The sequence below is a fragment of the Alcanivorax quisquiliarum genome, from assembly GCF_023051175.1.
Taxonomy (GTDB): Bacteria; Pseudomonadota; Gammaproteobacteria; order Pseudomonadales; family Alcanivoracaceae; genus Isoalcanivorax; species Isoalcanivorax quisquiliarum.
In genome coordinates, this window is sequence record NZ_JALKII010000009.1 from 73,024 (window position 1) to 93,655 (window position 20,632).

General features: G+C 60.8%; 20 protein-coding genes. 11 read left to right on the forward strand and 9 right to left on the reverse strand.

The features are described from left to right. Positions 1 to 11 precede the first annotated feature (11 nt). Positions 12 to 596: a YajG family lipoprotein gene (locus tag MU846_RS12425; RefSeq protein ID WP_246953213.1), complete on the forward strand. Its 585-nt coding sequence runs from the start codon at positions 12 to 14 to the stop codon at positions 594 to 596. 16 nt (positions 597 to 612) lie between these two features. Continuing rightward, positions 613 to 909 (forward strand): Rdx family protein, encoded by a 297-nt coding sequence (locus MU846_RS12430; protein ID WP_246953215.1) that lies wholly within the window; start codon positions 613 to 615, stop codon positions 907 to 909. A 182-nt stretch (positions 910 to 1,091) separates the two neighbouring features. On the opposite strand, the gene MU846_RS12435 is transcribed toward MU846_RS12430, so the two are convergent. From MU846_RS12435 to MU846_RS12445, 3 genes are read right to left on the reverse strand one after another with little or no spacing between them, the layout of a single operon-like run. Further along, positions 1,092 to 1,277, reverse strand: a complete 186-nt coding sequence (locus MU846_RS12435; RefSeq protein WP_246953217.1) for a CPXCG motif-containing cysteine-rich protein — start codon at positions 1,275 to 1,277, stop codon at positions 1,092 to 1,094. A 7-nt stretch (positions 1,278 to 1,284) separates the two neighbouring features. Beyond that, positions 1,285 to 1,689 carry an HIT family protein gene (locus MU846_RS12440; protein ID WP_246953220.1) on the reverse strand — a complete coding sequence of 135 codons (405 nt, stop codon included), beginning with the start codon at positions 1,687 to 1,689 and terminating at the stop codon, positions 1,285 to 1,287. A 50-nt stretch (positions 1,690 to 1,739) separates the two neighbouring features. Continuing rightward, positions 1,740 to 2,759: an AraC family transcriptional regulator gene (locus MU846_RS12445; protein ID WP_246953222.1), complete on the reverse strand. Its 1,020-nt coding sequence runs from the start codon at positions 2,757 to 2,759 to the stop codon at positions 1,740 to 1,742. Between the two features lie 347 nt (positions 2,760 to 3,106). Between MU846_RS12445 and MU846_RS12450 the strand changes: the two genes are divergently transcribed. Beyond that, entirely contained in the window at positions 3,107 to 3,325 is a 219-nt protein-coding gene (locus tag MU846_RS12450; RefSeq protein WP_246953224.1) for a hypothetical protein, read from the forward strand. A gap of 12 nt (positions 3,326 to 3,337) precedes the next feature. Here MU846_RS12450 and MU846_RS12455 read toward each other — a convergent pair whose 3' ends face one another. Next, complete coding sequence (locus tag MU846_RS12455; RefSeq protein WP_246953226.1) at positions 3,338 to 3,718, reverse strand: hypothetical protein; 381 nt, start codon at positions 3,716 to 3,718, stop codon at positions 3,338 to 3,340. A 288-nt stretch (positions 3,719 to 4,006) separates the two neighbouring features. On the opposite strand from MU846_RS12455, the gene MU846_RS12460 reads away from it, so the two are divergent. Together MU846_RS12460 and MU846_RS12465 are read left to right on the forward strand one after the other, a co-directional pair. Continuing rightward, a complete protein-coding gene (locus MU846_RS12460; protein WP_246953228.1) occupies positions 4,007 to 4,435 on the forward strand; it encodes a hypothetical protein in 429 nt (142 codons plus the stop codon). A 342-nt stretch (positions 4,436 to 4,777) separates the two neighbouring features. After that, entirely contained in the window at positions 4,778 to 6,115 is a 1,338-nt protein-coding gene (locus tag MU846_RS12465; RefSeq protein ID WP_246953230.1) for an ABC1 kinase family protein, read from the forward strand. 321 nt (positions 6,116 to 6,436) lie between these two features. Here MU846_RS12465 and MU846_RS12470 read toward each other — a convergent pair whose 3' ends face one another. Next, positions 6,437 to 7,063: an outer membrane beta-barrel protein gene (locus MU846_RS12470; protein ID WP_246953232.1), complete on the reverse strand. Its 627-nt coding sequence runs from the start codon at positions 7,061 to 7,063 to the stop codon at positions 6,437 to 6,439. A gap of 206 nt (positions 7,064 to 7,269) precedes the next feature. Here MU846_RS12470 and MU846_RS12475 point away from each other — a divergent pair, with 206 nt between their 5' ends. Then, positions 7,270 to 9,660, forward strand: coding sequence for a hybrid sensor histidine kinase/response regulator (locus MU846_RS12475; RefSeq protein ID WP_246953235.1), 2,391 nt, complete (start codon positions 7,270 to 7,272; stop codon positions 9,658 to 9,660). 90 nt (positions 9,661 to 9,750) lie between these two features. Here the strand turns inward: MU846_RS12475 and MU846_RS12480 are convergent, their stop codons facing one another. The 4 genes from MU846_RS12480 to MU846_RS12495 form a co-directional block, all read right to left on the reverse strand. Beyond that, positions 9,751 to 11,139 carry a VWA domain-containing protein gene (locus MU846_RS12480; RefSeq protein ID WP_246953237.1) on the reverse strand — a complete coding sequence of 463 codons (1,389 nt, stop codon included), beginning with the start codon at positions 11,137 to 11,139 and terminating at the stop codon, positions 9,751 to 9,753. Further along, positions 11,136 to 12,056, reverse strand: a complete 921-nt coding sequence (locus tag MU846_RS12485) for an AAA family ATPase (protein WP_246953240.1) — start codon at positions 12,054 to 12,056, stop codon at positions 11,136 to 11,138. Before MU846_RS12485 ends, MU846_RS12480 begins: the two co-directional genes overlap by 4 nt. Before the next feature lie 76 nt (positions 12,057 to 12,132). Continuing rightward, the gene (locus MU846_RS12490; protein WP_246953329.1) at positions 12,133 to 12,498 is read right to left on the reverse strand and encodes a putative quinol monooxygenase; all 366 of its coding nucleotides are present in this window, start codon (positions 12,496 to 12,498) and stop codon (positions 12,133 to 12,135) included. Between the two features lie 45 nt (positions 12,499 to 12,543). After that, positions 12,544 to 13,389, reverse strand: coding sequence for a dienelactone hydrolase family protein (locus MU846_RS12495; protein ID WP_246953242.1), 846 nt, complete (start codon positions 13,387 to 13,389; stop codon positions 12,544 to 12,546). A 224-nt stretch (positions 13,390 to 13,613) separates the two neighbouring features. On the opposite strand from MU846_RS12495, the gene MU846_RS12500 reads away from it, so the two are divergent. The 5 genes from MU846_RS12500 to MU846_RS12520 all read left to right on the forward strand — a co-directional run bounded on the left by MU846_RS12500 (position 13,614) and on the right by MU846_RS12520 (position 20,550). Then, a complete protein-coding gene (locus tag MU846_RS12500; protein ID WP_246953243.1) occupies positions 13,614 to 15,629 on the forward strand; it encodes an SDR family oxidoreductase in 2,016 nt (671 codons plus the stop codon). A 232-nt stretch (positions 15,630 to 15,861) separates the two neighbouring features. Further along, the gene (locus MU846_RS12505; RefSeq protein ID WP_246953245.1) at positions 15,862 to 16,830 is read left to right on the forward strand and encodes an SDR family NAD(P)-dependent oxidoreductase; all 969 of its coding nucleotides are present in this window, start codon (positions 15,862 to 15,864) and stop codon (positions 16,828 to 16,830) included. Between the two features lie 362 nt (positions 16,831 to 17,192). Further along, positions 17,193 to 19,121 carry a GMC family oxidoreductase gene (locus MU846_RS12510; RefSeq protein ID WP_246953247.1) on the forward strand — a complete coding sequence of 643 codons (1,929 nt, stop codon included), beginning with the start codon at positions 17,193 to 17,195 and terminating at the stop codon, positions 19,119 to 19,121. 2 nt (positions 19,122 to 19,123) lie between these two features. Then, complete coding sequence (locus MU846_RS12515) at positions 19,124 to 19,576, forward strand: hypothetical protein (protein WP_246953250.1); 453 nt, start codon at positions 19,124 to 19,126, stop codon at positions 19,574 to 19,576. Continuing rightward, a complete protein-coding gene (locus MU846_RS12520; protein ID WP_246953251.1) occupies positions 19,573 to 20,550 on the forward strand; it encodes a tocopherol cyclase family protein in 978 nt (325 codons plus the stop codon). The genes MU846_RS12515 and MU846_RS12520 overlap by 4 nt, the downstream gene beginning before the upstream one ends. The last annotated feature ends 82 nt before the right edge of the window (positions 20,551 to 20,632 follow it).

Sequence of the window (20,632 nt, forward strand, 5' to 3'; positions counted from 1 at the left end):
AGGAGCCGCCAATGATCCGACGCATCGCGCTTGCCCTGGCCACCACAGCCTTGCTCGCTGCCTGCGGCCTCAGCCCGCAGGTGGTCAATCTTTCTCCGTCACCGCAGGTGGAAAGCACCAACGTGGGGCAGAATCGCGCCGTTTCAGTGCTGGCGCGAGACGCTCGCGAAGGCGACGCCTTCGGCTCACGCGGCGGCATTTACCCTGAAACCAGCCTGATCCGCCCCGGCAACGATGTGCCGAAAGCGATTTATGATGCCGTAACCCGTGGCTTGCAAACGCAAGGATTCAACGCCTACAACCCCACCGACGGCGCCACTCACCTCGAAGTGCGGCTGGTAGAGCTGGCGTATGTGCCCGGCACCGGCAATGTGGTGAATCGGGTGGAGGTCAGTGCGCTGGTAGAAGCGCGTGCCAGCCGGGGCCAGCTGGAGCATACCGGGCGCTATCAGAGCAGCGTCACCCACGACATGCCCATGACACCCAGCGCCCGGCGCAACGAAGACATGATCAATGACGTGCTGGAGCGCACGCTGGAGCGGCTGCTGGCCGATCCGAAAATGCTGTCGTTCCTGGCTGGCAATGACAGCCCTTGATGCCCGCACCCCGAACATGAGCGAGCACCGCGTCGTGATCCATTACTGCACCCAGTGCCGCTGGTTGCTGAGGGCGGGCTGGATGGCGCAGGAGCTGCTGCAAACGTTCAGCGAGGAGCTGGCCGAGGTGGCGCTGCGCCCCGGCAGCGGCGGCATCTTTCAGGTGCTGGCAAACGATACGCTGGTGTGGGATCGCAAGAGCGAGGGCGGCTTTCCGGATATCGCGGAGCTCAAGCGCCGTGTGCGGGATGTGATCGCGCCCGATCAGGCGCTGGGTCATATTGACGCAAAACCGGACCCTGCCGAACCCTAGCGCTTCCCGCGCCTCGACCACCTCACCTTCGACGCCCTGCGTGCCTCGGCGACAGCCCCGGCAAACCGCAAAGCTGCTACCTGCCAACGCCCGGCAGTGAACGCCCACTGACGGCCAGCCACCCACGCACTGGCAGCGCTGACAGCAAACGCCCCTGTCGTCACGCAAATACCAGCAGGCTGTCAGTCGTCCTGGCTCAAGGCATCCACCTGCACACCGCCCGCTTCATCCACCTCGACCAGAAACCGGATCGGGTTACAGCACACCGAGCAATCCTCGATGTAATCCTGCGCGCCAGCGCTGGCATCGATCAGAATCTCGATGCTTTCCCAGCAATAGGGGCAGGTAACGCGGGCCGGCTCCAGCATCGCTCTCTCACGCGCAGCGCTGGCTGAAGCGGTCGCGCAATGCAGCAAGCCAGGGCGGCTGCTCCTCACCCCACGGCTGCCGCGTGCCCTGCCCCCACACCGGCCCCGGCCAGCACGGATCATCGCTGGAGCGGCCGATCACATGCACATGCAACTGCGGCACCATATTGCCCAGCGCGCCGATGTTCATCTTTTCCGCACCAGTGAGCATCTGAAGCTGCCGGCTACACCGGTTCACCATATCCAGCAACGAGTGCTGTGCTTCGTGACTGAGCTCGTGCCATTCCCGGATATCCGGTTCTTTGGGCACGATAATCACCCAGGGGAAGCGGCGATCATCCATCCACCGCAGCCAGTATTCTGCCGTTTCACCGATCGCGCCGGTGTCGGCTTCAAGAACAGGGTGCAACATCGCGGGTTCTTTCACCCGGTAACCTCCATCACTGATTTGTCATGCGTTATTCATGCCCGGTAATCCGTCGGGCTTTTACCTGTCCAACGGCGAAAGGCGCGGGCAAAGTTGGAGGCGTCGGAATAGCCCAGCATCAACGCAATATCATCCACTGTGCTCTCTGTCTGGGTAAGGTGCTCCACCGCCAGCCCCTTGCGCAGATCATCCAGCAACCGCTGATAGCTGGTGCCCAGCTGCTGTAGCTTGCGCTTGAGTGTGCGGGAAGACATGTGCAGTTCCGACGCCACCTCATCGACGCTGGGAAAGCGGCCCGAATAGCTCAGCACGATGCGTCGCACCTGCCCCAGCAGGCCCGGTGGCGCCTTGATCGTGGCCAGCTCCTGCTCACATTGCGCAGCGGCCATGCTGGCCAGGCGAGGATCGGCAAACTGCAGTTTTTCATTCAGTTTCCAGGCCGGGAAGCGCATCTGATTGTAGGCACAATCAAACAGGCAAGGCACCGGAATCTGCGGCCTGATCCGCTCGAAGTAATGCGGCTCGGGATAGGCAAAGCGCAACTCGCCGTCATCGATCGGCATGTCCGGCAGCACTTTTAATGTCATGAAGTGAAAGCTGCTGAACAGACTCTCTACCAGAAAAGGCGTCAGATCGTTCAGCGCAATCATTTCATCCAGCTGCAACGCAACCATATCCCCGTCGTGCACCAGCTGCAGATCAAGAATGGTGCTGCGAGTGCGAAAGAACTTCACCGCCAGCTCAATGGCCTCGCCCAACGTTTCGCTGCTGAGTGCTGCATAACCAAGAAAACCGTGGGTGGACATCGTCAGGCTGGCACCAAATTCCCACCCCAGCCAATCATCCCCGGTCAGCGCCAGCGCCCGACGCGTGAGCTTTTCCAGTTGCTCCGCCGACACGCGCCCGCCTGGCTCGCGCCACAACTCCGGCCGCACCCCTGTATCACACAACGCGTCCTCTTCGCTGATACCGCGTTGCGCCAGAGTATTCAGCAGCAGCGGCACATATTCCGCCGCAAACGAATACTCATCAGGATTCATTTTCAAGATAGTCATGCGGTCTGATCCTCCGTCGCAGCCTGACCTTTTATTGCTGGCCCAAAATGACTGGCACAGAGAAGATACCCGTGGCTACCCCGGCTTCGCAAGTTATCCGCCCGGCCGCGGTTGCCTTTGGAGAGCCCCGTCAGAGGCCGCAAAGCCAATGCGGCGCGACGCAGCAGGGCACTCGCTTACAAATATTGTCACCTGAAACACGGCCAAGGCCGGGCAGTGCTGCGCCATTTCGTTGCAAAGATCAGCGGCGCAGGCAAGCGCACGAGATGGCACGCTTCTGGCATAAGCTCTGACACAAGCCCTGGCGCCGGTATTGCCACGGGCGTGGGGACGGCGGGGGCCATGTTATGGGGAAGGTGATTAAGATAAGCGCACATGCGCCGGAAAAAGCGCTGGAGCAATTGCGCCGGCTGACCGGGCTGGATTTCGAATCTCACCCCGAATCGCTATTGGATGCCCCGATAAGCAATGGCGATGCCGCTCACATTCGCCGTCAGGCTCTGGGGCTGCCCGAAGCGCCACAGCCACACACCGGCAACCCGGCAACGTCACGCCGTGCCCGCTGAGCCTGTGGCAGATCAGTAGTTGGAAATCAGCTTGTCGGCGCGGTTGAGCACGCTGCCCCGGCGCTGCACATACAGCTCCTCGACCACGAACCGCATCTTCGCATCGCCCAGCCCCAGCGTGACCAGCACCTGGCCCACCTGGCCGGTAAAGCGCAGCTTGACCATGCCCGACAATAGCGCGCTGCCATCGGCGCGAATGACGGCGCTATCCACCCGTGCCCGGTGCTCGCCGGCCTCATCGGTGTAAACGATCGCCAACTCCAGCGGCCCCGTGGCGCCCGTTATCCGCACCCAGGAGGCAACGTTATATTCACCTTCCCAGACGCGCAATCGGGCCGGCCGGCCGTCTTCCCAGATATGCTGCGGCACCGTGGCTACCTGTTTCTCTATCATTGGTTCTCCTGAAGCGTCGCGCTCTCCGAAAGCGGCGTGTTGCGCCAGTCTAGTAGCTCGGCATGACAATCGCTGCGCACCAATCGTAGCGTGAGCCATGACACCAGTCACAGGGGCGCCTGCGCCCGGCTGTCTCACGACTGTGCGATTGTCGGACAACCAAGCCGGCACGCAAGTTCCGACGCCGCTATTCTTCGCTCACTGCTGCCCGCCGCGCCATGTGCCAACCTCGCACGACGTGCGGCGGCCGGCAACCCTATCCCACCAGAACCGAGAAGGATTACCACAATGGGCGAACTGAAAAATCTCCGTGAGCAACAGGAAAGCATTCTGGCCCGTGCCAAGGAAGTGAATCGCAAGATCTACCTGGCGGGCCTGGGCGCGGTGAGCAAAGCCGAAGGCACCTCCACCGAGCTTTTTGAAAAATACGCTGAAACCGGCGCCGCCGAGCTGGGCGACGCTGCGGACGGCAAGCCGAAAGCACTGCTGGCAGGCCGTGGCCTGCTGAAAGCTGCCCGTGAGCTGGTCGAAACCGCGCCGGAAAAGCGCAAGGCGCTGTATCAGCGCTTTATCGAAGCTGGCCGCGAAGAGCGTGGCGAGCAGGCAGAGTCCACCAATGAGTACCTGCTGGCCGGCCTGGGCGCTGTCGTGACCGCTCGCGAAGAAAGCCAGAAGCTGTTCAACGAGCTGGTTGCCGCTGGTGAACAGCGCGCCTGATTGACTTGTTCCAGCTGGCAATACGGAGCCAAGGCCGCCGTATTGCCAGCACCCCTTGCCGCACACCCTTCTTCTCTCGCTTCTCTTGCTGCCCCACCCCCTCTGCGTCTTGCTGCTGCCTTTCCTCGTCTTTTGATTATCTACGCTGATATTCTCCCACTACTGTGTACGGTGCTGGCCGGCACGCCGCGGGCGAGCGTTACTGAAGCGTTGACACTCCACGCCGGAGGTCGCAGATTGCCAGAAACGCCAAAGCCCGGCGGCCCCACCCTCGCGAGTCTCGATGTCAGGGCAAGAGGCATGGCACGCAACCCTGGCGGAGCAATCCAACGGAGCAATAGTGTGGCGAAAAACAAGTCTTCATTCCGAACCACCACCCAGGCTGGCCGGCTTCTGCGCCTGACCGGCATGACCACCGCCATCGCCTCGCGGGTAGCAACGCATTCTGTAAAAGGACTGTTTCAATCGGAAGAAGCAAAACAGCGCGACAAGGAAAAACTGCTGCGCCATATCGGTAGTGAAGTGGCCCGTACGCTCGGCGAGATGAAAGGCGCAGTCATGAAGGTCGGCCAGATTGCCTCGCAAATGCAAGATCTGTTGCCACCGGAAATTGCCGATGCACTTTCCATCCTGCAAAAAGCCTCGGCGCCGATGCCTTTCTCGGTGATCCGCCGCCAGATCAAACGCGAGCTGGGGGATGAGCCAGCGCAGTTGTTTGCCGAATTTTCCGAGCAACCATTTGCCGCAGCCTCCATCGGCCAGGTACATCGCGCCCGGCTTCACGATGGCCGCGAAGTGGTGGTGAAGGTGCAATACCCGGCCGTGAAGGAATCCATTGATTCGGATATGCGCCACTTGCGCCGCATCCTCAAGCTCGGCGGGCTATTGAAAGTGGAAGAAGCCGTGCTGGATGCAATCTTCCGTGAAATTCGCGATCAGCTGGAAGAAGAGCTTGACTACCGGCAGGAGGCCGCCCACTTGGCGATGTTCCGCGACTTTCACAAAGATGAACCCTGGTTGGTGATCCCGGATGTGGTCAGCTCTCACAGCAGTGACCGCGTACTGACGCTGAGCTACGAACCTGGCGACGACCTTGATACAGTGCGAGCAAGCAGCCGCTACGATCAGACGTTACGTAATCTGATCGGGGAGCGATTGTTTGATGCCATTGGCCGGCAGATGTTCGTGCTGCGGGCGGTGCACTGCGATCCGCACCCGGGAAATTTTGCCTATCGCCCGGATGGCAGCATCGTGATGTACGATTTCGGCGCCATCAAACGCATCGAGCCGGAGGATCTGGCCGCCTTCCGCGATCTGACGCAAGCCGCCTACGAGAATGATATCCCGGCGGTGGAGCAGGTCTTGCGGCGGCTGGATATTCGCAAGCCACAAGGGCCGGAAATCGCGGATGAGTTCTACAGCGCCTGGATCAACCTGCTATTGCCGCCCTTCGATGCCGAGCCGTTTGATTTCGCCAATGCGGGATTGCACCTGAAGCTGGCCAAACAGACTCGCGATACACCATGGCGCTACCTGGAATCCTTTCAGCCATCGGCACGCACCTTGCTGGTCAATCGCGTGCTGGGCGGGCATTACTGGACCATGGTCAACCTGGGCGTGGTGGCCGCGTTCCGGCCCAATGTCGAGCGGCTGTTTGCTGCGGCGGATGAGCCTTCCTGAATATGTGTTATGAAATCGAGCCCGAATGGCGGTAGCCTCTGTGCTGCGCAACCAAAGGGGTCATCGTCGATTTCCGTGAAGGTATTTCCGCCACCGCTGAAAGCATCAGGAGGTTACCCGAAATACCAATCTTCTTTGCCACGCTCACCGTTGTGCGACGAACACAGCTCCGAGTACGAACCCGCCTATAAGGGCTCCACGTAAATCGATGTTGAAACAAATAAAAACGGGCCGCAAAGCGGCCCGTCGTTCTCCTCCATGAGACTGCTTCATCCTTGAAGCGACGCCATCGTCCTGTCGGCGCTGATCGTCACACTACCCTTAGAAGGCCGACCGGAACCCCACACTGATAGCGTTGAGTTCATAATCGTCCTTATCCAGATAGCGCATGTATTCAAGGTTCATCCCGAACGTGTCAGTCAGATTGAAGTCGATGCCGGCGCCATAGGATTCGTCATTTACGGTATCGGTTTCACGCTCGATCGTGCCCAGCGAGTTGGTGAACCTCACCTCGCCCTTGGCCTCTGTGTAACCGGCAATAACATAAGGCCGCACCATCTCGCCTACCGGTACCGAGACTTTCAGATAACCGCCGTACAGCCGGTCGAGATCAAACTCTGCGGTACCAAGTGACGTGCGGCGCTTGTCGGCGCTAACGCCAGTCGCGCCCCGCACCTCAAGACCCAGGAACTGGTTGAACTCCATCCCCAGGCGCAAGGTGACACCGTCGGGCTCCACTTCACGCTCGGTTTCCTCGCTCTCAAACTCGAACCGGGTGTAGTTGAGGCCAACATAAGGCCCGATATTGTCTCGCCAGTTACTGCTACTGCTGCTGGAACCGCTGTAGGTCGCGCCGTAGCTATCGTAACCGTTGGCGGCCAGTGCAACGCCACTGCCACTCAAGGCAATCGCGGCCAGCAGAAGTTTGCCAGAGTATCCTTTCTTCATGTGCTCCTCCTGATCAGGTAGTGACATTGCTTTCGAGCACCATCTTGCGGGATTGGTTCTCGCAGACAAGTATGGATTTAAAGCCTTGTGATTGCGTACGGGAATTAACACTGTTTGAGCAAAACAGTGTAAAACAGGAGGCAAGCCAACCGTGGCGTCGGCAACACAACTTGGACGCACCGCCTGTTCAGGCACGGGGAAAGGGAATGCAACAGCGCTTGACGTATTTCATCATGGCCGTACTCGCGTGCCTGACTGCCGCGTCGGCTTCCGCCGGCAGCGATCAGATACTGACGCAACAGACCACACTCTATGCGCAGCCGGACGGGCTCAGGTGGCTGGATGATCCCGACGGCCGGCTGACGCCCGACGAAGCGCTGGTTGCGTTACAGCAAGGCGCCGGCATATTGCTTGATCCCGGCTTCCCCTCGCTGGGTTTTCGTCGCGGCCCGCAGTGGTTTCTGCTGCGTGTCGATAACCAGTCATCACACGAACAGTGGATTCTTCAGGCCGGTCGGCCGCACCTCGACTATCTTGATCTCTATCTCACCGGCGCCGACGGCCAGCACTTGATCCATTACCAGGCGGGTGACCGCATACCCTTTTCGCAGCGCGCCATCCCCCATCCCGAGCTGGTATTTCCGCTGCTGCTGCCTGCCGGGAAAAGCCAGATATTATTGCGTGCCGAAGGAGGCAACGCGATTGAAATGCCACTCACACTGATGACACCGATGACGTTTCAACAACAGGACAGCCAGCGCCAGATATTGCACGGCCTCTACTACGGCTCCATGTTGATCATGTGCCTTTTCAACCTGCTTATTTTTCTGTCCATGCGCGACCCGAGCTTTCTGCTTTATGTCGCTTACCTGGGTACGCTTGCGTTGAATCTTTTTACCCGTGACGGCCTTGCTTATCAATGGCTGTGGCCGGATTCGCCCTGGTGGAACCATCACAGCCTGCCGGTGCTCAATTTGTTATCGGTGGCCTTTTCAATCTTGTTTGCCTGTTATTTTCTGCAACTGTCCCGTTACCGGCCACGGCTGAACCGGGTACTGAGATGGGTAGCGCTGCTGGTGGCGTGTCTGGCGCCTATATCGCTGCTGAACTTTCATTTCTGGATACAGGCTTCCACCGCCTTGGCGTTACCCTGGGTGCTTATCATTATTTTTATCGCCGCCATCCAGGCAGCCCAGGGCCACAAGGCCGCTTATTATTTTGTGCTTGCGTTTCTCGTGCTGTCGCTCGCCGTCACGCTCTACGTGCTGAAGGTATTTCAGCTACTACCGGGCAACTGGTTGCTGGAACATGCCATTCAGTTTGGTGCAGCATTGGAAGCACTATTGCTCTCTTTTGCACTGGCGCACCGCATGACTACTCTCAAGGAAGAGAATGAACGCATCCAGCGCGAAGCCAACGAAGTACTTGAGCAGCGGGTTTACGAACGCACTCAGGAGCTCAATGAAGCACTGAGCGCACGGAGCGAGTTTCTGGCGGTGATGAGCCATGAGATACGCACGCCGCTCAATGGCATCATCGGCACGCTGGATCTGCTTCGCGACAGTGGCTTGAGCAGCAAGCAGATGGAGCACATGCATGTCATCGAGCAATCGGGAAATAGCCTGCTGCAATTGATCAATGATGTGCTCGATTACGCCCGGATCGAGGCCGGCAAGATGCCGCTGGAAGACACGTCCTTCCAGCTTGCCCGGCTGGTGGAGGATTGCGTGGCATTATTTCAGCAGCGGGCGAACCTCTCTGGCAACAGTCTGCACCACGATATCAGCGCGGGCCTCAGCGGCGAGGTACGGGGCGATCCGATGCGCTTGCGCCAGGTGCTGGTCAACCTTATCAGCAACGCCGTCAAGTTCACCGAGGATGGCAAGATAACCGTGCGCGCATACCGAGAGCTAGGCAATCCGGATTGCGTGCGGTTCGAGATTGAAGATACGGGCATCGGTATCCCGGAAGGAAAACTGCCGCAGCTTTTCGAGCATTTTCACCAGCTCGATACATCGACCAGCCGCCGTTATGGTGGCACCGGGCTTGGCCTGGCCATTTGCCGCCAGCTGGTGGAAATGATGGGCGGCGAAATCGGTGCCCGCAGCATTGATGGGCAAGGCTCATGCTTCTGGTTTCGCATGCCGCTACCTCGCGCTACCGAGCCCGCGCTGCCCGCCGAACCTGCACCAGCGCAAGAGCCATTGCCGCTGGTACGGTTACTGATCGTCGATGACAACGCTATCAACCTGATGGTGGCGGAAGGGCTGTGCCGCAAACTCGGGCATGAGGTGGAGGTGGCATCAAGCGGCATGGAGGCGATCAGGCTACTGTTGCAAGATTCGCGCCCCTTTGATCTGGTATTGATGGATTGCGAAATGCCGGGCATGGATGGCTTCGCCACTGCCAGGCAAATCATCGCGCTACAGCAAAGCGGCCAGCTTTCCCAATTTCCGATTGTGGCGCTGACGGCGCACGCAGTGCCGGACAAAATACGCGCCTGCCACGAAGCCGGTATGATTACACATATCGCCAAACCCGTTACCGCGCTGAAACTCGACCATAGCTTGCGGGCGGTGCTGGCGGGAGGGAGATGAGCAACAGCACCTGGGCCGGCCATTCACAAGTCGCCCGCCCCCACCGTGCCACAAGAACAAAACTCGCTTTCTGAATTTGAAAAGAGGGAGTCAGTGTAAATCTTTCAGCAGCAGATCCACGAACCGCTCCAGCTGCGCCAGGTTGCGGCATGGCAATGCGTGGCGGCAATACGGCAGGTAGGCAGGCATTTCCGAATCACCGCTACCCCAGCGGCTGCGCCCTTCCGGATTCAGCCACAGCACTTGCCGGGAGCGCTCGCTGATGCGCTGTAGCCACTGCTGCCCGGGCGGCAGATTATTATTGCGAGCATCGCCAAGAATAATAACTGTTGCCTGGCTGTTGAGCGCTGCCTCGTTAACACACCAGAACTGCTCCAACATGCCGGCATAATCGGTGCCGCTGCCGGCATACTCTGCCAGCACCTGATCCACCGCTGCCGTGGCATCACCGCTGCTGCCATCAAAAAAAGTGCTGACTTCACCGAAGCGCGACGCAAAGGCGAAGCTGCGTACACGCGGCAGCACGTCGTTGACGGCATACAAGAACAGCAGCAAGAAGCGAGCAGCGGCGGCCACCGAGGAGGATACATCACAGATCACGAAAACCTGAGCGCGGGTGCGCCGGGTTTTCTTCCAGTGCAGCCGCATGGGCAAGCCGTCATGGCGCACGCTGGCCGTCAATGTCCGCCGCATATCGAGCGTGCCGCGCCGGGCCGTTTGCTGGCGGCGGGAATGGGACGCCATCAGCCGCCGGGCCATACGTTGCACCAGTGCCTGCACATCACGAAACTCATGCAGGTCACGCAGGTTCACTTCGCGCATGGCCCGCTCCCGCAGCCCCTGGCCTTCGGCACGCGCCTGCAACAAGAACTCCCGGTTGACCTGCTCGATCACCTGCTGCTGCAACGCGGTTCGTGCGGCACGCAAGGGTATTGCTGCCGGATCACCACGCTGTTCCAGTGCCAGCAACTCCTCGTCCAGCGCCTGAGCGCCCATTGCCTGCATCACGCGGCGGGCAAACAAGCCCTTTTGGGTAATGACGCGTATTTGCCATACCTTGGCTGCCTGCATAGCTTGCGCCATACGCGCTTCCAGCGCGGCGCGATCCCCTTGGGCCAGCAGCTGCGCCAACGCCGATGGCTCGCCTTGCTCACCCTGTTCACCCTGCCCGCCCGCGCCACTGCCACCGCCTCCGGCATCGCCTGCCCCACCCTGGGGTGGCGCTGTTGGCCCGGCGGCTGGGGCAGGCTGCGCGGCGCTGGCAGCAAACTGGAAGAAATCATCAAAGCATTGGGAGAAACGTAGTTTGTCCGGCCAGGTTTTCGCCAGTGTGATTGCCAACGCGGTTTTCAGCCTGGTGCGATCTGCAAAGCCGATCTGCTCCACCACACGCGCTGCATCAAGGGTTTCTGCCGTGGATACCGGCACCCCGGCGCCGCGCAACGCCTTGATGAACCGGGTCAGGGTGGCGGTGCTCATTCGGGTTTGAGCAGCCGTGGCAGCTCGGCGCGGGCGCTCACCAGATCTTCCTCGTGCTTGAGCAGCAATCGCAGTGTCGCTTCGACAGTCTCGGGCGCCAGTGCATCCGCGTTGAGGAGCACCAGGGCGCGAGCCCAATCGATTGTTTCCGAAATGGCCGGCTGCTTTTTCAAATCCATCTGCCGCAAGCGGGAAACAAAAAGCGCCAGCTGCTTCCTCAACGATGCGTCTATCTCCGGCACACGCGCCGCGATAATCTGCTCTTCGAGTTTGCGATCCGGAAACGGAATATAGAGATGCAAGCAGCGCCGTTTCAGCGCGTCGGATAGCTCGCGGGTATTATTGCTGGTGAGAAACACCAGCGGCTCACTGCGTGCCGTGACGGTGCCCAGCTCGGGAATGGATACCTGATAATCGGACAGCAGCTCCAGCAGAAAGGCTTCGAATTCCTGATCGGCCTTGTCGATCTCGTCGATCAGCAGCACCGGGGGGTCGTCCGACCGCAGCGCCTGCAACAACGGCCGGGGTTGCAGGAACTCTTCCGAGTAGAAGGCATCGCCAAACCCCGCCAGCCGCTGCATTGATGCCTCAAGCGTGCTGGCGTCGCCAAGCACATCGGCAAGCTTTTCTTTCAACAGCTGGGTGTACAGCAATTGCTTGCCATACTTCCATTCATACAACGCCCTGGCTTCATCCAGCCCTTCGTAGCATTGCAGCCGAACCAGCGGTGCGTTCAGAAATGCAGCGGCCGCCTTGGCCAGCTCGGTCTTGCCCACACCGGGCGGCCCTTCGACCAGCACCGGCTTGCGCAACTGCGCGGCGAGAAATACCGCCATGGCGATGTCGTCATCGCAGATGTAGCCCTGCCGGGCGAAATCGCTGCGGACTTCCTCGACAGAGGCAATGCGAGTTTTCAATGTAATTCTCCTGGCCGTGGCATGGCAGGAGTGTACGGCAGTGGCGGGCGGGGCGTCCTGACCGAAACGATCAGGCTCAATGCATGATGACTTCGTCACCGTACAGCACCGGGGGCGTCTCGAACCTGTCGTCGGTCGTCAGCAGCTGCTCGTCGCTGGCGCGCACCTCGAAGCGGGAGGAGGTCACCTGCCCTTCGATCATATCCGGGATAGCGTCAAGAAAGGCATCCACATGATCGGACGCAAAGTGGCACTCCAGTGCCTCCATCGAATGCCACTGCTGCCACACGACGATGACTTCCGGCCGCTCGGCCTGAAGATAGACTTCATAGGCCAGGCAGCCGTCTTCCGAACGTGACGCCTCTGCCAGCGCCAGCACCAGCGCCACCGCCTCATCGCGGTGGTCGGTTTTGACCGGAATTTCACCTTTGACAATAATCATCGGGTTCAAGCGCAACTTCTGATCACTGGAAAGCGCGCGATTCTATCACAGCCCGCCCCCGATATCCTGCGGCGCGGGCGGCTCGCGCAGCATCTCCTCGAAGAACGCCAGCACCCGCTCCAGCGCTTGCCGGGTGGGGTGGCCAGCTTCATCGACCAGATCGGTGGTCACCACCGAATGGGCGATGGGCGGGATGCCGTGAGGGTTGCCCGGCTTTGAGGAAATCTCGATTCCTTCAAAGCCCGGCCCGAGGCGCTCGCGCAGCGCACGAAAGCGGCTGCCGCCGCACAGGGCATCGGCAGTGAAGCGCAGCCCGACGACTTTCAGCTGCTCTTCGTCCATGCGCTGGCGCAACCGGGCCACATCCTGCGGCGACAGGTGCAAGGCCCGGCGCAGCCGCGGTGTCACGCCCAGCGGCAGCGATGGCTGGCTCAGCACCGGCGCCCGCACCCAGGGATCTAGCGCCAGCGCCAGCGCGAAATTGCCCGTCAGGCACATCCCGATGACGCCGACCGCGCCGCCAAGCTCCTCATGGGCTGCACGGCTCAACCCGCGCAGGAAATCGGTCACCGGGCTGGTACGGTTGGCCGCCATCACGGCGAATTCGCGCCGCACGCAGGCCATGGCCATTGCCTGCATCACGTAGCCGGGCGTCAGCCGCCGCCCCGGCACGCCGAACAGGCTGGGCATCAACACGGTAAAACCGGCAGCAGCCACACGGCGGGCAAATTGCGCTACCTCCGGTGTAATGCCCGGCACCTCATGAATAACCAGCACCGCCGGCCCCTCGCCCAATCGGAACACCGGGTAGGTATAGCCGGCATGGGTAAATTCGCTGACGGCGAAATCATCCAGCGCATCGTTCTCGCGAACCGGGTGGATCATGCTCATTGGCGCAATTCCTGCAATGCGTGAGAGGCCCGATTCTAGCGCCAAAGACACATCCGAACAGGCCAACCGTGCCGGGCGTGCGGCGTTCGATAGTCTCGCCGGGCATAGCGGCAGGGTGCAATCGGACTGGACGGAAGGCCGGCAGGAGCCGACTATCCCGATAGAGCCGCAACGCCGCTGCGCCGGCTTAGCGGCCTCCACAGGGAAGACCAAGGGGAACGTCGATGAACTATTTTGTCACTGGCGCGACCGGATTCATCGGGCGCTTTGTAGTCGCTCGCCTGCTCAAGCGGCCCGGCTCACGCATATTTGCCCTGATACGCCCCGGCTCGGAATACAAACTGGATGCGCTGCGCCAGCGGCTGGGCGCCGAGCCGGAACAGCTGATCGCCATTCGCGGCGACATGACGCGCCGGCACCTGGGCCTGAACAAACGGGCGCAGGAAGATCTCAAGGGCCAGATAGATCACTTCATCCATCTTGCTGCTATTTACGATCTGAACATGGATGCCGAGAGCCAGCAGATCACCAATATCGACGGGACACGCCAGGCGTTACGGCTGGCGGCGGCGCTGGGCGCACAGTGCTTCCATCACGTCAGCTCGGTGGCCGCCGGCGGCCTGTACGAAGGCACCTTCGACGAGAGCATGTTTGCCGAAGCCGGCCCTCTGGACGACCCGTATCTGTACACCAAACATGAATCCGAACGGCTGGTGCGCGAAGAAGCGAAACTGCCGGTGCGCATTTACCGCCCGTCGATGGTGGTGGGCCATTCGCAGTCCGGCGAAATGGACAAGATCGACGGCCCCTATTATCTGTTCAAGCTGATCCAGCGCCTGCATGATCTGCTGCCGCCCTGGATCCCCCTGCTGGGCATTGAAGGCGGGCGTTTCAATATCGTGCCGGTGGATTTTGTTGCCGACGCCATCGACTATCTGGCGCACTTGCCCGGCCGCGATGGCGAATGCTTCCACCTCACCGCAGCCCGTCACTACAGCCTTGGCGAAGTGGTCAATATCTTCGCCGCAGTGGCCGATGCACCGAAGATGGCCGTGCGGCTGGATAACAGCCTGTTCCGGGCGCTGCCCGGTGCCAACCTGCTCCGCAAACGGCTCGGCAACCTGCCGCCGAGCCGTTTTCTGCTGCATCAGACACTGGACAGCCTCGATATTCCCGAAGCTACTCTGAAGTTCCTCACTTACCCCACCACTTATGCCAACGCACACACCCAGGCGGCACTGGCAGGCAGCGGCATCGAGGCGCCGGAGCTGGAATCCTACGCGCAGATCCTGTGGGATTACTGGGCCAACCACCTCGATCCGGAACGCGAAGACCGCGACGACGAAACACAGCCGTTGCCCACACTGGAGCAACGTGTCGCCGGCAAGGTAGTGCTGGTGACGGGCGCCACCTCGGGCATCGGCAAAGCCGCCGCCCTGAAGCTGGCACGCGCTGGCGCTTGCGTGCTGCTGGTGGCGCGCACCAGGGAGAAGCTCGACGAAACCCTGGATGAAGTCGCACGACTGGGCGGCACAGCCTACGCCTATTCCTGTGATGTGGCCGATCTGGAAAGCTGTGACGCGCTGGTGGAACAGGTGCTCAAGGAGCACGGCCGGGTCGATATCCTGGTCAACAATGCGGGCCGCTCGATTCGCCGCTCGGTCATCAACGCGCTGGATCGTTTTCACGATTTCGAACGCACCATGCAACTGAACTACTTTGGTGCCTTGCGGCTGATCATGAAATTGCTGCCGGCCATGACGGCGCAGGGCGGCGGCCACATCATCAATATTTCTTCTATCGGCGTGCTCACCAATGCGCCACGCTTTTCTGCCTATGTGGCGTCAAAGGCAGCGCTGGATGCTTTCAGCCGCTGTGCGGCATCCGAGCTTGCCCATGAAGGCATCCGTTTTACCACGATCAATATGCCGCTGGTGCGCACACCGATGATCGCGCCGACCAAAATCTACAACCATGTGCCCACCATCAGCCCGAACCAGGCCGCCGACATGATTTGCGATGCCATTATCCGCCAGCCGAAACGGATCGCGACCCAGCTTGGCATCCTCGGCTCGGTGATGCATTTCCTGACGCCGAAAGTGACCGAAACCATCATGAACACCGGCTATAAAATCTTTTCGGATTCCGCCGCCGCAATTGGCCAGCAGGAAAGCACGCCGAAGAAGATCAGCCGCGAGCAGCGGGCGTTTTCCCGCCTGTTCCGAGGCATCCACTGGTGATGTATAAAAGCTATTGACCAAGGTGCTCCGGGCAAGGACACCTTGTGTCAGTGGCGCCCATCACCTGCTAGCGTATTGTCATAAGAGCGCTAATAGCCGCTCGTTTTGCCAAGGCCATGGATGAAGCGCCATTGCCCGGCCCGCTTGCAGGCGCTGCTGTCACGCCCAATCCAGGGCCGGCTGCAAACCCGAGCCGATGGCCGCCCCGAAGGCAGACAGAAAGGAGAACCGTGTGGCCCGTTTACCGCTACCGAACCTGTTGCCCTACGCCACCGAGCTGGCCGGCGCTGCTTTGCGCAGAGCCGATGCCGCGCTATTTCCCCGCTTCCACTTGCGCCAGCGGATCAACGGCCGCACGGTGCTCATCACCGGTGCCAGCACTGGCATCGGCGAGGTGCTTGCTTACCGCCTGGCACAGGCGGGTGCGCAGGTGCTGCTCACAGCGCGCAGCACCGAAAAGCTTGAGCAAGTGGCGGCGCGGATCGAGCAGCAAGGCGGCCGCGTGACGATCTACCCGTGCGACATCGCCAACCCGGAAGATTGCGACCGGATGGCCGCCGAGGTGCTTGCCGAGCACCCCCGCATTGACGTGTTGGTAAATAACGCCGGGCGCTCGATCCGCCGCCCGGTGCTGCGCTCGCTGAATCGCTTCCACGATTTTGAACGCACCATGCAATTGAATTACTTCGGCGCCATCCGCCTTACCATGGCGCTGCTGCCTCGGCTGATCGATCAGGGCGGTGCGCATGTCATCAATATTTCAACCCTCGGCATGCAGACCATTCCGGCCCGCTTTGCCGCGTATCTGGCCTCCAAGGGCGCGCTGGAAATGTGGACACAGGCAGCCGCCAACGAGCTGGGCCACAAGCGCATTCGCTTCTCGCTGGTCAATTTCCCCCTGGTGCGCACACCGATGATTGCGCCCACCGAAATCTACCGCTACACCCCGGCGATTTCGCCGGAGCAGGCGGTGGATCAGATTTGCCGGGCTATCATCACGCGCCAGAAACGGGTGGCCAGCCCGCTCGCTTATGTGGCGCTGGGCGCGCACATGTTCCTGCCGACACTCAGCGAAGCACTCGTCAATCTGGGTTACCAGCTCACACCTGAATCCGCCGCTGCTCGGGGCAAAACACTGCCTGCACCACAGGAGCAGCACCCGGATAATGTGCGCCCGCTGCGCCGGCGGCGCCAGCGTTAATACGGCGGCCGCGTTACCGCTCCGGCCGCGCTGCAATGGCCCATCGGCAGCGGAACCTCCCACCACACGCAGGTCGGGAATCGAGTGCACAGCGACATCGCGGCACAGCCTCGCCCTCGCCACACTACGCGTGTTGTGGGCGCCGCCAGCCGGGGGCGGGCCGCGATCGAGAAGCGGAGCGCCCAGCGCTGTGTCGGCGGCAACCATGGCCGCATCTCGGCTAGCACCCTTGAGCTGACCGCCTCCCAGAGTGGCGCCCGGCTTCGACAATGCCAACCGAAGGCCTTCAGCTTGTCCCAGTCTGCAACACGGGCGGCGGGCCCGGGCAAGCCGTCTCGTCCGCCTTATGCCAGCATAGCCGTATGACAACATCTACATCCTTTTCAAAAACCTCGCTCGCCGCTCACCTTGCCGCTGCGCTGTTTCCGGCCGGCGAGATACTGCCGGCGCCGGAACCGCATCAGCTGGCAGCACGGGTAGCCGGGTACGTCGCGCATCGCAGGACACACCGCTGGCTACTGACCGCAGGCCTGCAATGGCTGGAATGGCGGAGCCTGCCGCACCTGCACCGCCGCTTCAGCCGTGCCGATGTGGCCCAACAGCGTGCGGTGATTGAAACCTTGTCGAACACCCTGTTCAGCAGCTTGCTGCTACGCTTGCTGAGCTTGCCGTTTCGTGCCGCCTATGTGCTTGAAGAGGAGCGCGCGAGCCATATGGGCATGCCGCGCATACAGGTGCCGGCGCAGACGGAAAGTTTCCGATGGCAACAACAAGTAACCCACGCCTCCGAGCTGGATGGTGAACACACCATTGAAGCGGATGTGGTGGTCATCGGTACCGGGGCAGGCGGGGCGGCCGCAGCTTACGAACTCGCCAGCCGCGGCCTTGCGGTAGTGATCATCGAGGAAGGCGACTGGCACGATCGCCGTCATTTCAGCGGGCATTTGCCGGATATGCTGCGCCGGCTCTATCGGGCCTTCGGTGCGACAATAACCTTGGGCAATGCCTTCATACCTGTCCCCATCGGCCGCAACGTGGGCGGCACGACCACCATCAACTCGGGCACCTGCATGCGCACGCCACCGGCCGTGCTGGCGCGCTGGCGCGAACGGTTCGGCCTTGCCGCACTCACAGAAGACGTGCTGGCGCCCTGGTTCGACAATGTCGAAACCATGCTGCGGGTAACCCAGGCCCAGCGCCGGTATGTGGGCCCGGTGGGTGATCTGATCGAGCGCGGTGCACGAGCTCTGGGGCTGACACAAGTGGCGCCATTGCAGCGTAACGCCGAAGGCTGCGATGGTCAGGGCTTGTGCCAGTTCGGTTGCCCTACGGATGCCAAACAGTCCACTAACGTCAGCTATATCCCCCGCGCACTGGAGCGCGGCGCATTTCTCTTTACCGGAATGCGCGCCACGCGCCTGCTACGCGACGGCAAACAGGCACAGGGTGTGCTGGCTCAAGGGCGGGATGCCAATGGCCGACGCGTTACCTTGCGCGTCGAGGCGCGAGCCACTGTGGTCGCCATGGGCGCGCTGCTGACACCGCTGTTCCTGCGTGCAAACGGAGTTCGCAATCCGCATCTGGGGCGCCATCTCACCTTGCATCCATGCGGGGTGGTGAACGCCGTTTTCCCTGATATCGACCTGCACAACGGCCGCACCATTCCGCAGGGCTTTGCCGTCGGCGATTTCGCCGAGCAGGGGTTGATGTTCGAGGGCTGCACATTACCGTTTGCAGCCCATGGTGTGTTGAGCGCGCTCTATGGCGCGGAGTTCGTCCGCTTCGCAGAACGCTATGCCCACACCGCCTATTTCGGCTTCATGCTCCGTGACACGAGCGAAGGTCGGGTACGGCGCGGTATTCACCGTGATTTGCCCTGGATCAGCTACCGCATGAACAAGAAGGATTTTGCACTTTTCCTTCGCGGCATCGACACTCTGGCACGTATTTATTTTGCCGCGGGGGCCTCCGAAGTGCTGGTGCCCGGCCCACGCCAGCTGGTATCGCTGCGCAGCGTGACAGAGCTGGATGCATTTATGGCGCGCTCTCATCGCCCGTCAGATTTCCTGATCACGGCCTACCATCCTCTGGGTACTGCTCGTCTCGCCGCCGACGCCAGCGACGGCGTGTGCGACGTGGATCACCGCGTGCACGGGTGGCAGGGCCTTTACGTAATGGATGGCAGCAACCCACCCACGAGCCTGGGCGCGAACCCGCAAATCACTCTGATGACACTCGCCAGCCGGGCCGCAGCGCAGCTGGCTGAAACCTTGACTGAAACAGGAGCCTGACCATGGCTATCGGCTTGCAGATCCGCGAAACCATGAGCGGCACCCTGACACTGAATGACGGCACGACAAAAACATTTGCATTCGCTCTGTGTGCTTTTACACCACGCGTTTTCAGCTTCACTGTGCCACGTCCGTTTCAGGGCCGGTTGCGTTTTGGCGATGACATCATGCCCTGCCAGGGCGAGCTCACCTTGAAGCTGACAGGCCCCCGTTACCGGGTCGATTTTCACCATCCCGAGCTCGGCGCGCTTCAGGCAATTGGCAACAAGCGTTATGGCCATGATGGCTGGATAAAGTCTCTGGTGACCTGCCCGCTGACAATTTATCAAGGGGACAAGACCATCGGTGAAGCGGAGGTCGCCTATCGCGAGTCCATTTTGTTGTTCCCGTTCCGTGCGTTGCGGCTGGTGCCACAGGAACGAGCCTTTACCGGCGCAATGGAGGTGCAGCCATGATCCCCTTCCATGCAAGCCAGTTTTCCGGACGCGGCGGCCACTATGAATCCTGGTTCCTGCGCGGCAATCATCCCCGCGCAGCTCAGGCGTTCTGGGTGCGTTATACAATGTTCGTGCCTGCGGACAAACGGCCCGCGCTGGGTGAGCTATGGGCGATCTGGTTTGATGCCGAGCGCAAGCAGGTGGTAGCAGTAAAGGAGGAGTATCCGCTTGAAGCCTGCCATTTCAACCGCGATGACCTGGGCGTGTCATTGCCCGGTGCTTCGCTGTCCCACCAGGCGCTACAGGGCAGTGCGGCGCATGCCGGGCATCACCTCGCCTGGCAATTGCATTACACGGAGGGTAATGACAGCTTGTTGTTACTCCCTGAAAAGCTTTACCGCACGGCGCTACCGAAAGCGAAAGCCTTGGTCAGCCGGCCCAATGTCCAGTTCACTGGCACTTTCACCGTGAACGGTGAAACATTCGAGATCAACGGCTGGCCCGGCAGCGAAAACCACAACTGGGGCCGCCAGCACACGGACGAATATGCCTGGGGGCAGGTAGCCGGCTTTGATGATCATCCTGATGCATTTCTGGAATGCCTGACTGCCCGCGTACGGCTGGGGCCGTTTCGCTCGCCCTGGATGACCATCGCCTGCCTGCGCCTTGGCGGCGAGACGCTATACTTCAATCGCATCAGTACGGCACTGCGAGCGACCGGCAATTATCGTTATTTTGAATGGCATTTTGACACTACTCAGGATCACCATCAGCTCTCGGTGAACATTCAGGCGCCGCCCGATCATTTCACCGCTCTTACTTATTACAATCCGCCCGGCAGCAGCAAAACCTGCCTGAACAGCAAGCTGGCTTCCTGCGAGCTGACGCTGACACGCCGGGGCCAGGCACCGATCACGTTACACAGTGCTCATCGGGCGGCATTCGAGATCCTCACAGACAAGACTGACCATGGCATAGCGCTGGCCGTCTAGCGCCAGCGGTGTAGCCAGCTGCACAAAGTGCTATGGTTGTTCGCGGGCTGGCACATCGGAGCCCGCCGCGATTTGTCATCGA

Bases quoted from the DNA above. Each gene is read 5' to 3' on its own strand.
- MU846_RS12480 (WP_246953237.1), bottom strand. From the start codon at position 11,139: ATGAGCACCGCCACCCTGACCCGGTTCATCAAGGCGTTGCGCGGCGCC.
- MU846_RS12495 (WP_246953242.1), bottom strand. From the start codon at position 13,389: ATGAGCATGATCCACCCGGTTCGCGAGAACGATGCGCTGGATGATTTC.
- MU846_RS12475 (WP_246953235.1), top strand. From the start codon at position 7,270: ATGCAACAGCGCTTGACGTATTTCATCATGGCCGTACTCGCGTGCCTG.
- MU846_RS12440 (WP_246953220.1), bottom strand. From the start codon at position 1,689: ATGTTGCACCCTGTTCTTGAAGCCGACACCGGCGCGATCGGTGAAACG.
- MU846_RS12470 (WP_246953232.1), bottom strand. From the start codon at position 7,063: ATGAAGAAAGGATACTCTGGCAAACTTCTGCTGGCCGCGATTGCCTTG.
- MU846_RS12455 (WP_246953226.1), bottom strand. From the start codon at position 3,718: ATGATAGAGAAACAGGTAGCCACGGTGCCGCAGCATATCTGGGAAGAC.
- MU846_RS12450 (WP_246953224.1), top strand. From the start codon at position 3,107: ATGGGGAAGGTGATTAAGATAAGCGCACATGCGCCGGAAAAAGCGCTG.
- MU846_RS12500 (WP_246953243.1), top strand. From the start codon at position 13,614: ATGAACTATTTTGTCACTGGCGCGACCGGATTCATCGGGCGCTTTGTA.
- MU846_RS12510 (WP_246953247.1), top strand. From the start codon at position 17,193: ATGACAACATCTACATCCTTTTCAAAAACCTCGCTCGCCGCTCACCTT.
- MU846_RS12520 (WP_246953251.1), top strand. From the start codon at position 19,573: ATGATCCCCTTCCATGCAAGCCAGTTTTCCGGACGCGGCGGCCACTAT.
- MU846_RS12490 (WP_246953329.1), bottom strand. From the start codon at position 12,498: ATGATTATTGTCAAAGGTGAAATTCCGGTCAAAACCGACCACCGCGAT.
- MU846_RS12435 (WP_246953217.1), bottom strand. From the start codon at position 1,277: ATGCTGGAGCCGGCCCGCGTTACCTGCCCCTATTGCTGGGAAAGCATC.
- MU846_RS12460 (WP_246953228.1), top strand. From the start codon at position 4,007: ATGGGCGAACTGAAAAATCTCCGTGAGCAACAGGAAAGCATTCTGGCC.
- MU846_RS12425 (WP_246953213.1), top strand. From the start codon at position 12: ATGATCCGACGCATCGCGCTTGCCCTGGCCACCACAGCCTTGCTCGCT.
- MU846_RS12430 (WP_246953215.1), top strand. From the start codon at position 613: ATGAGCGAGCACCGCGTCGTGATCCATTACTGCACCCAGTGCCGCTGG.
- MU846_RS12445 (WP_246953222.1), bottom strand. From the start codon at position 2,759: ATGACTATCTTGAAAATGAATCCTGATGAGTATTCGTTTGCGGCGGAA.
- MU846_RS12515 (WP_246953250.1), top strand. From the start codon at position 19,124: ATGGCTATCGGCTTGCAGATCCGCGAAACCATGAGCGGCACCCTGACA.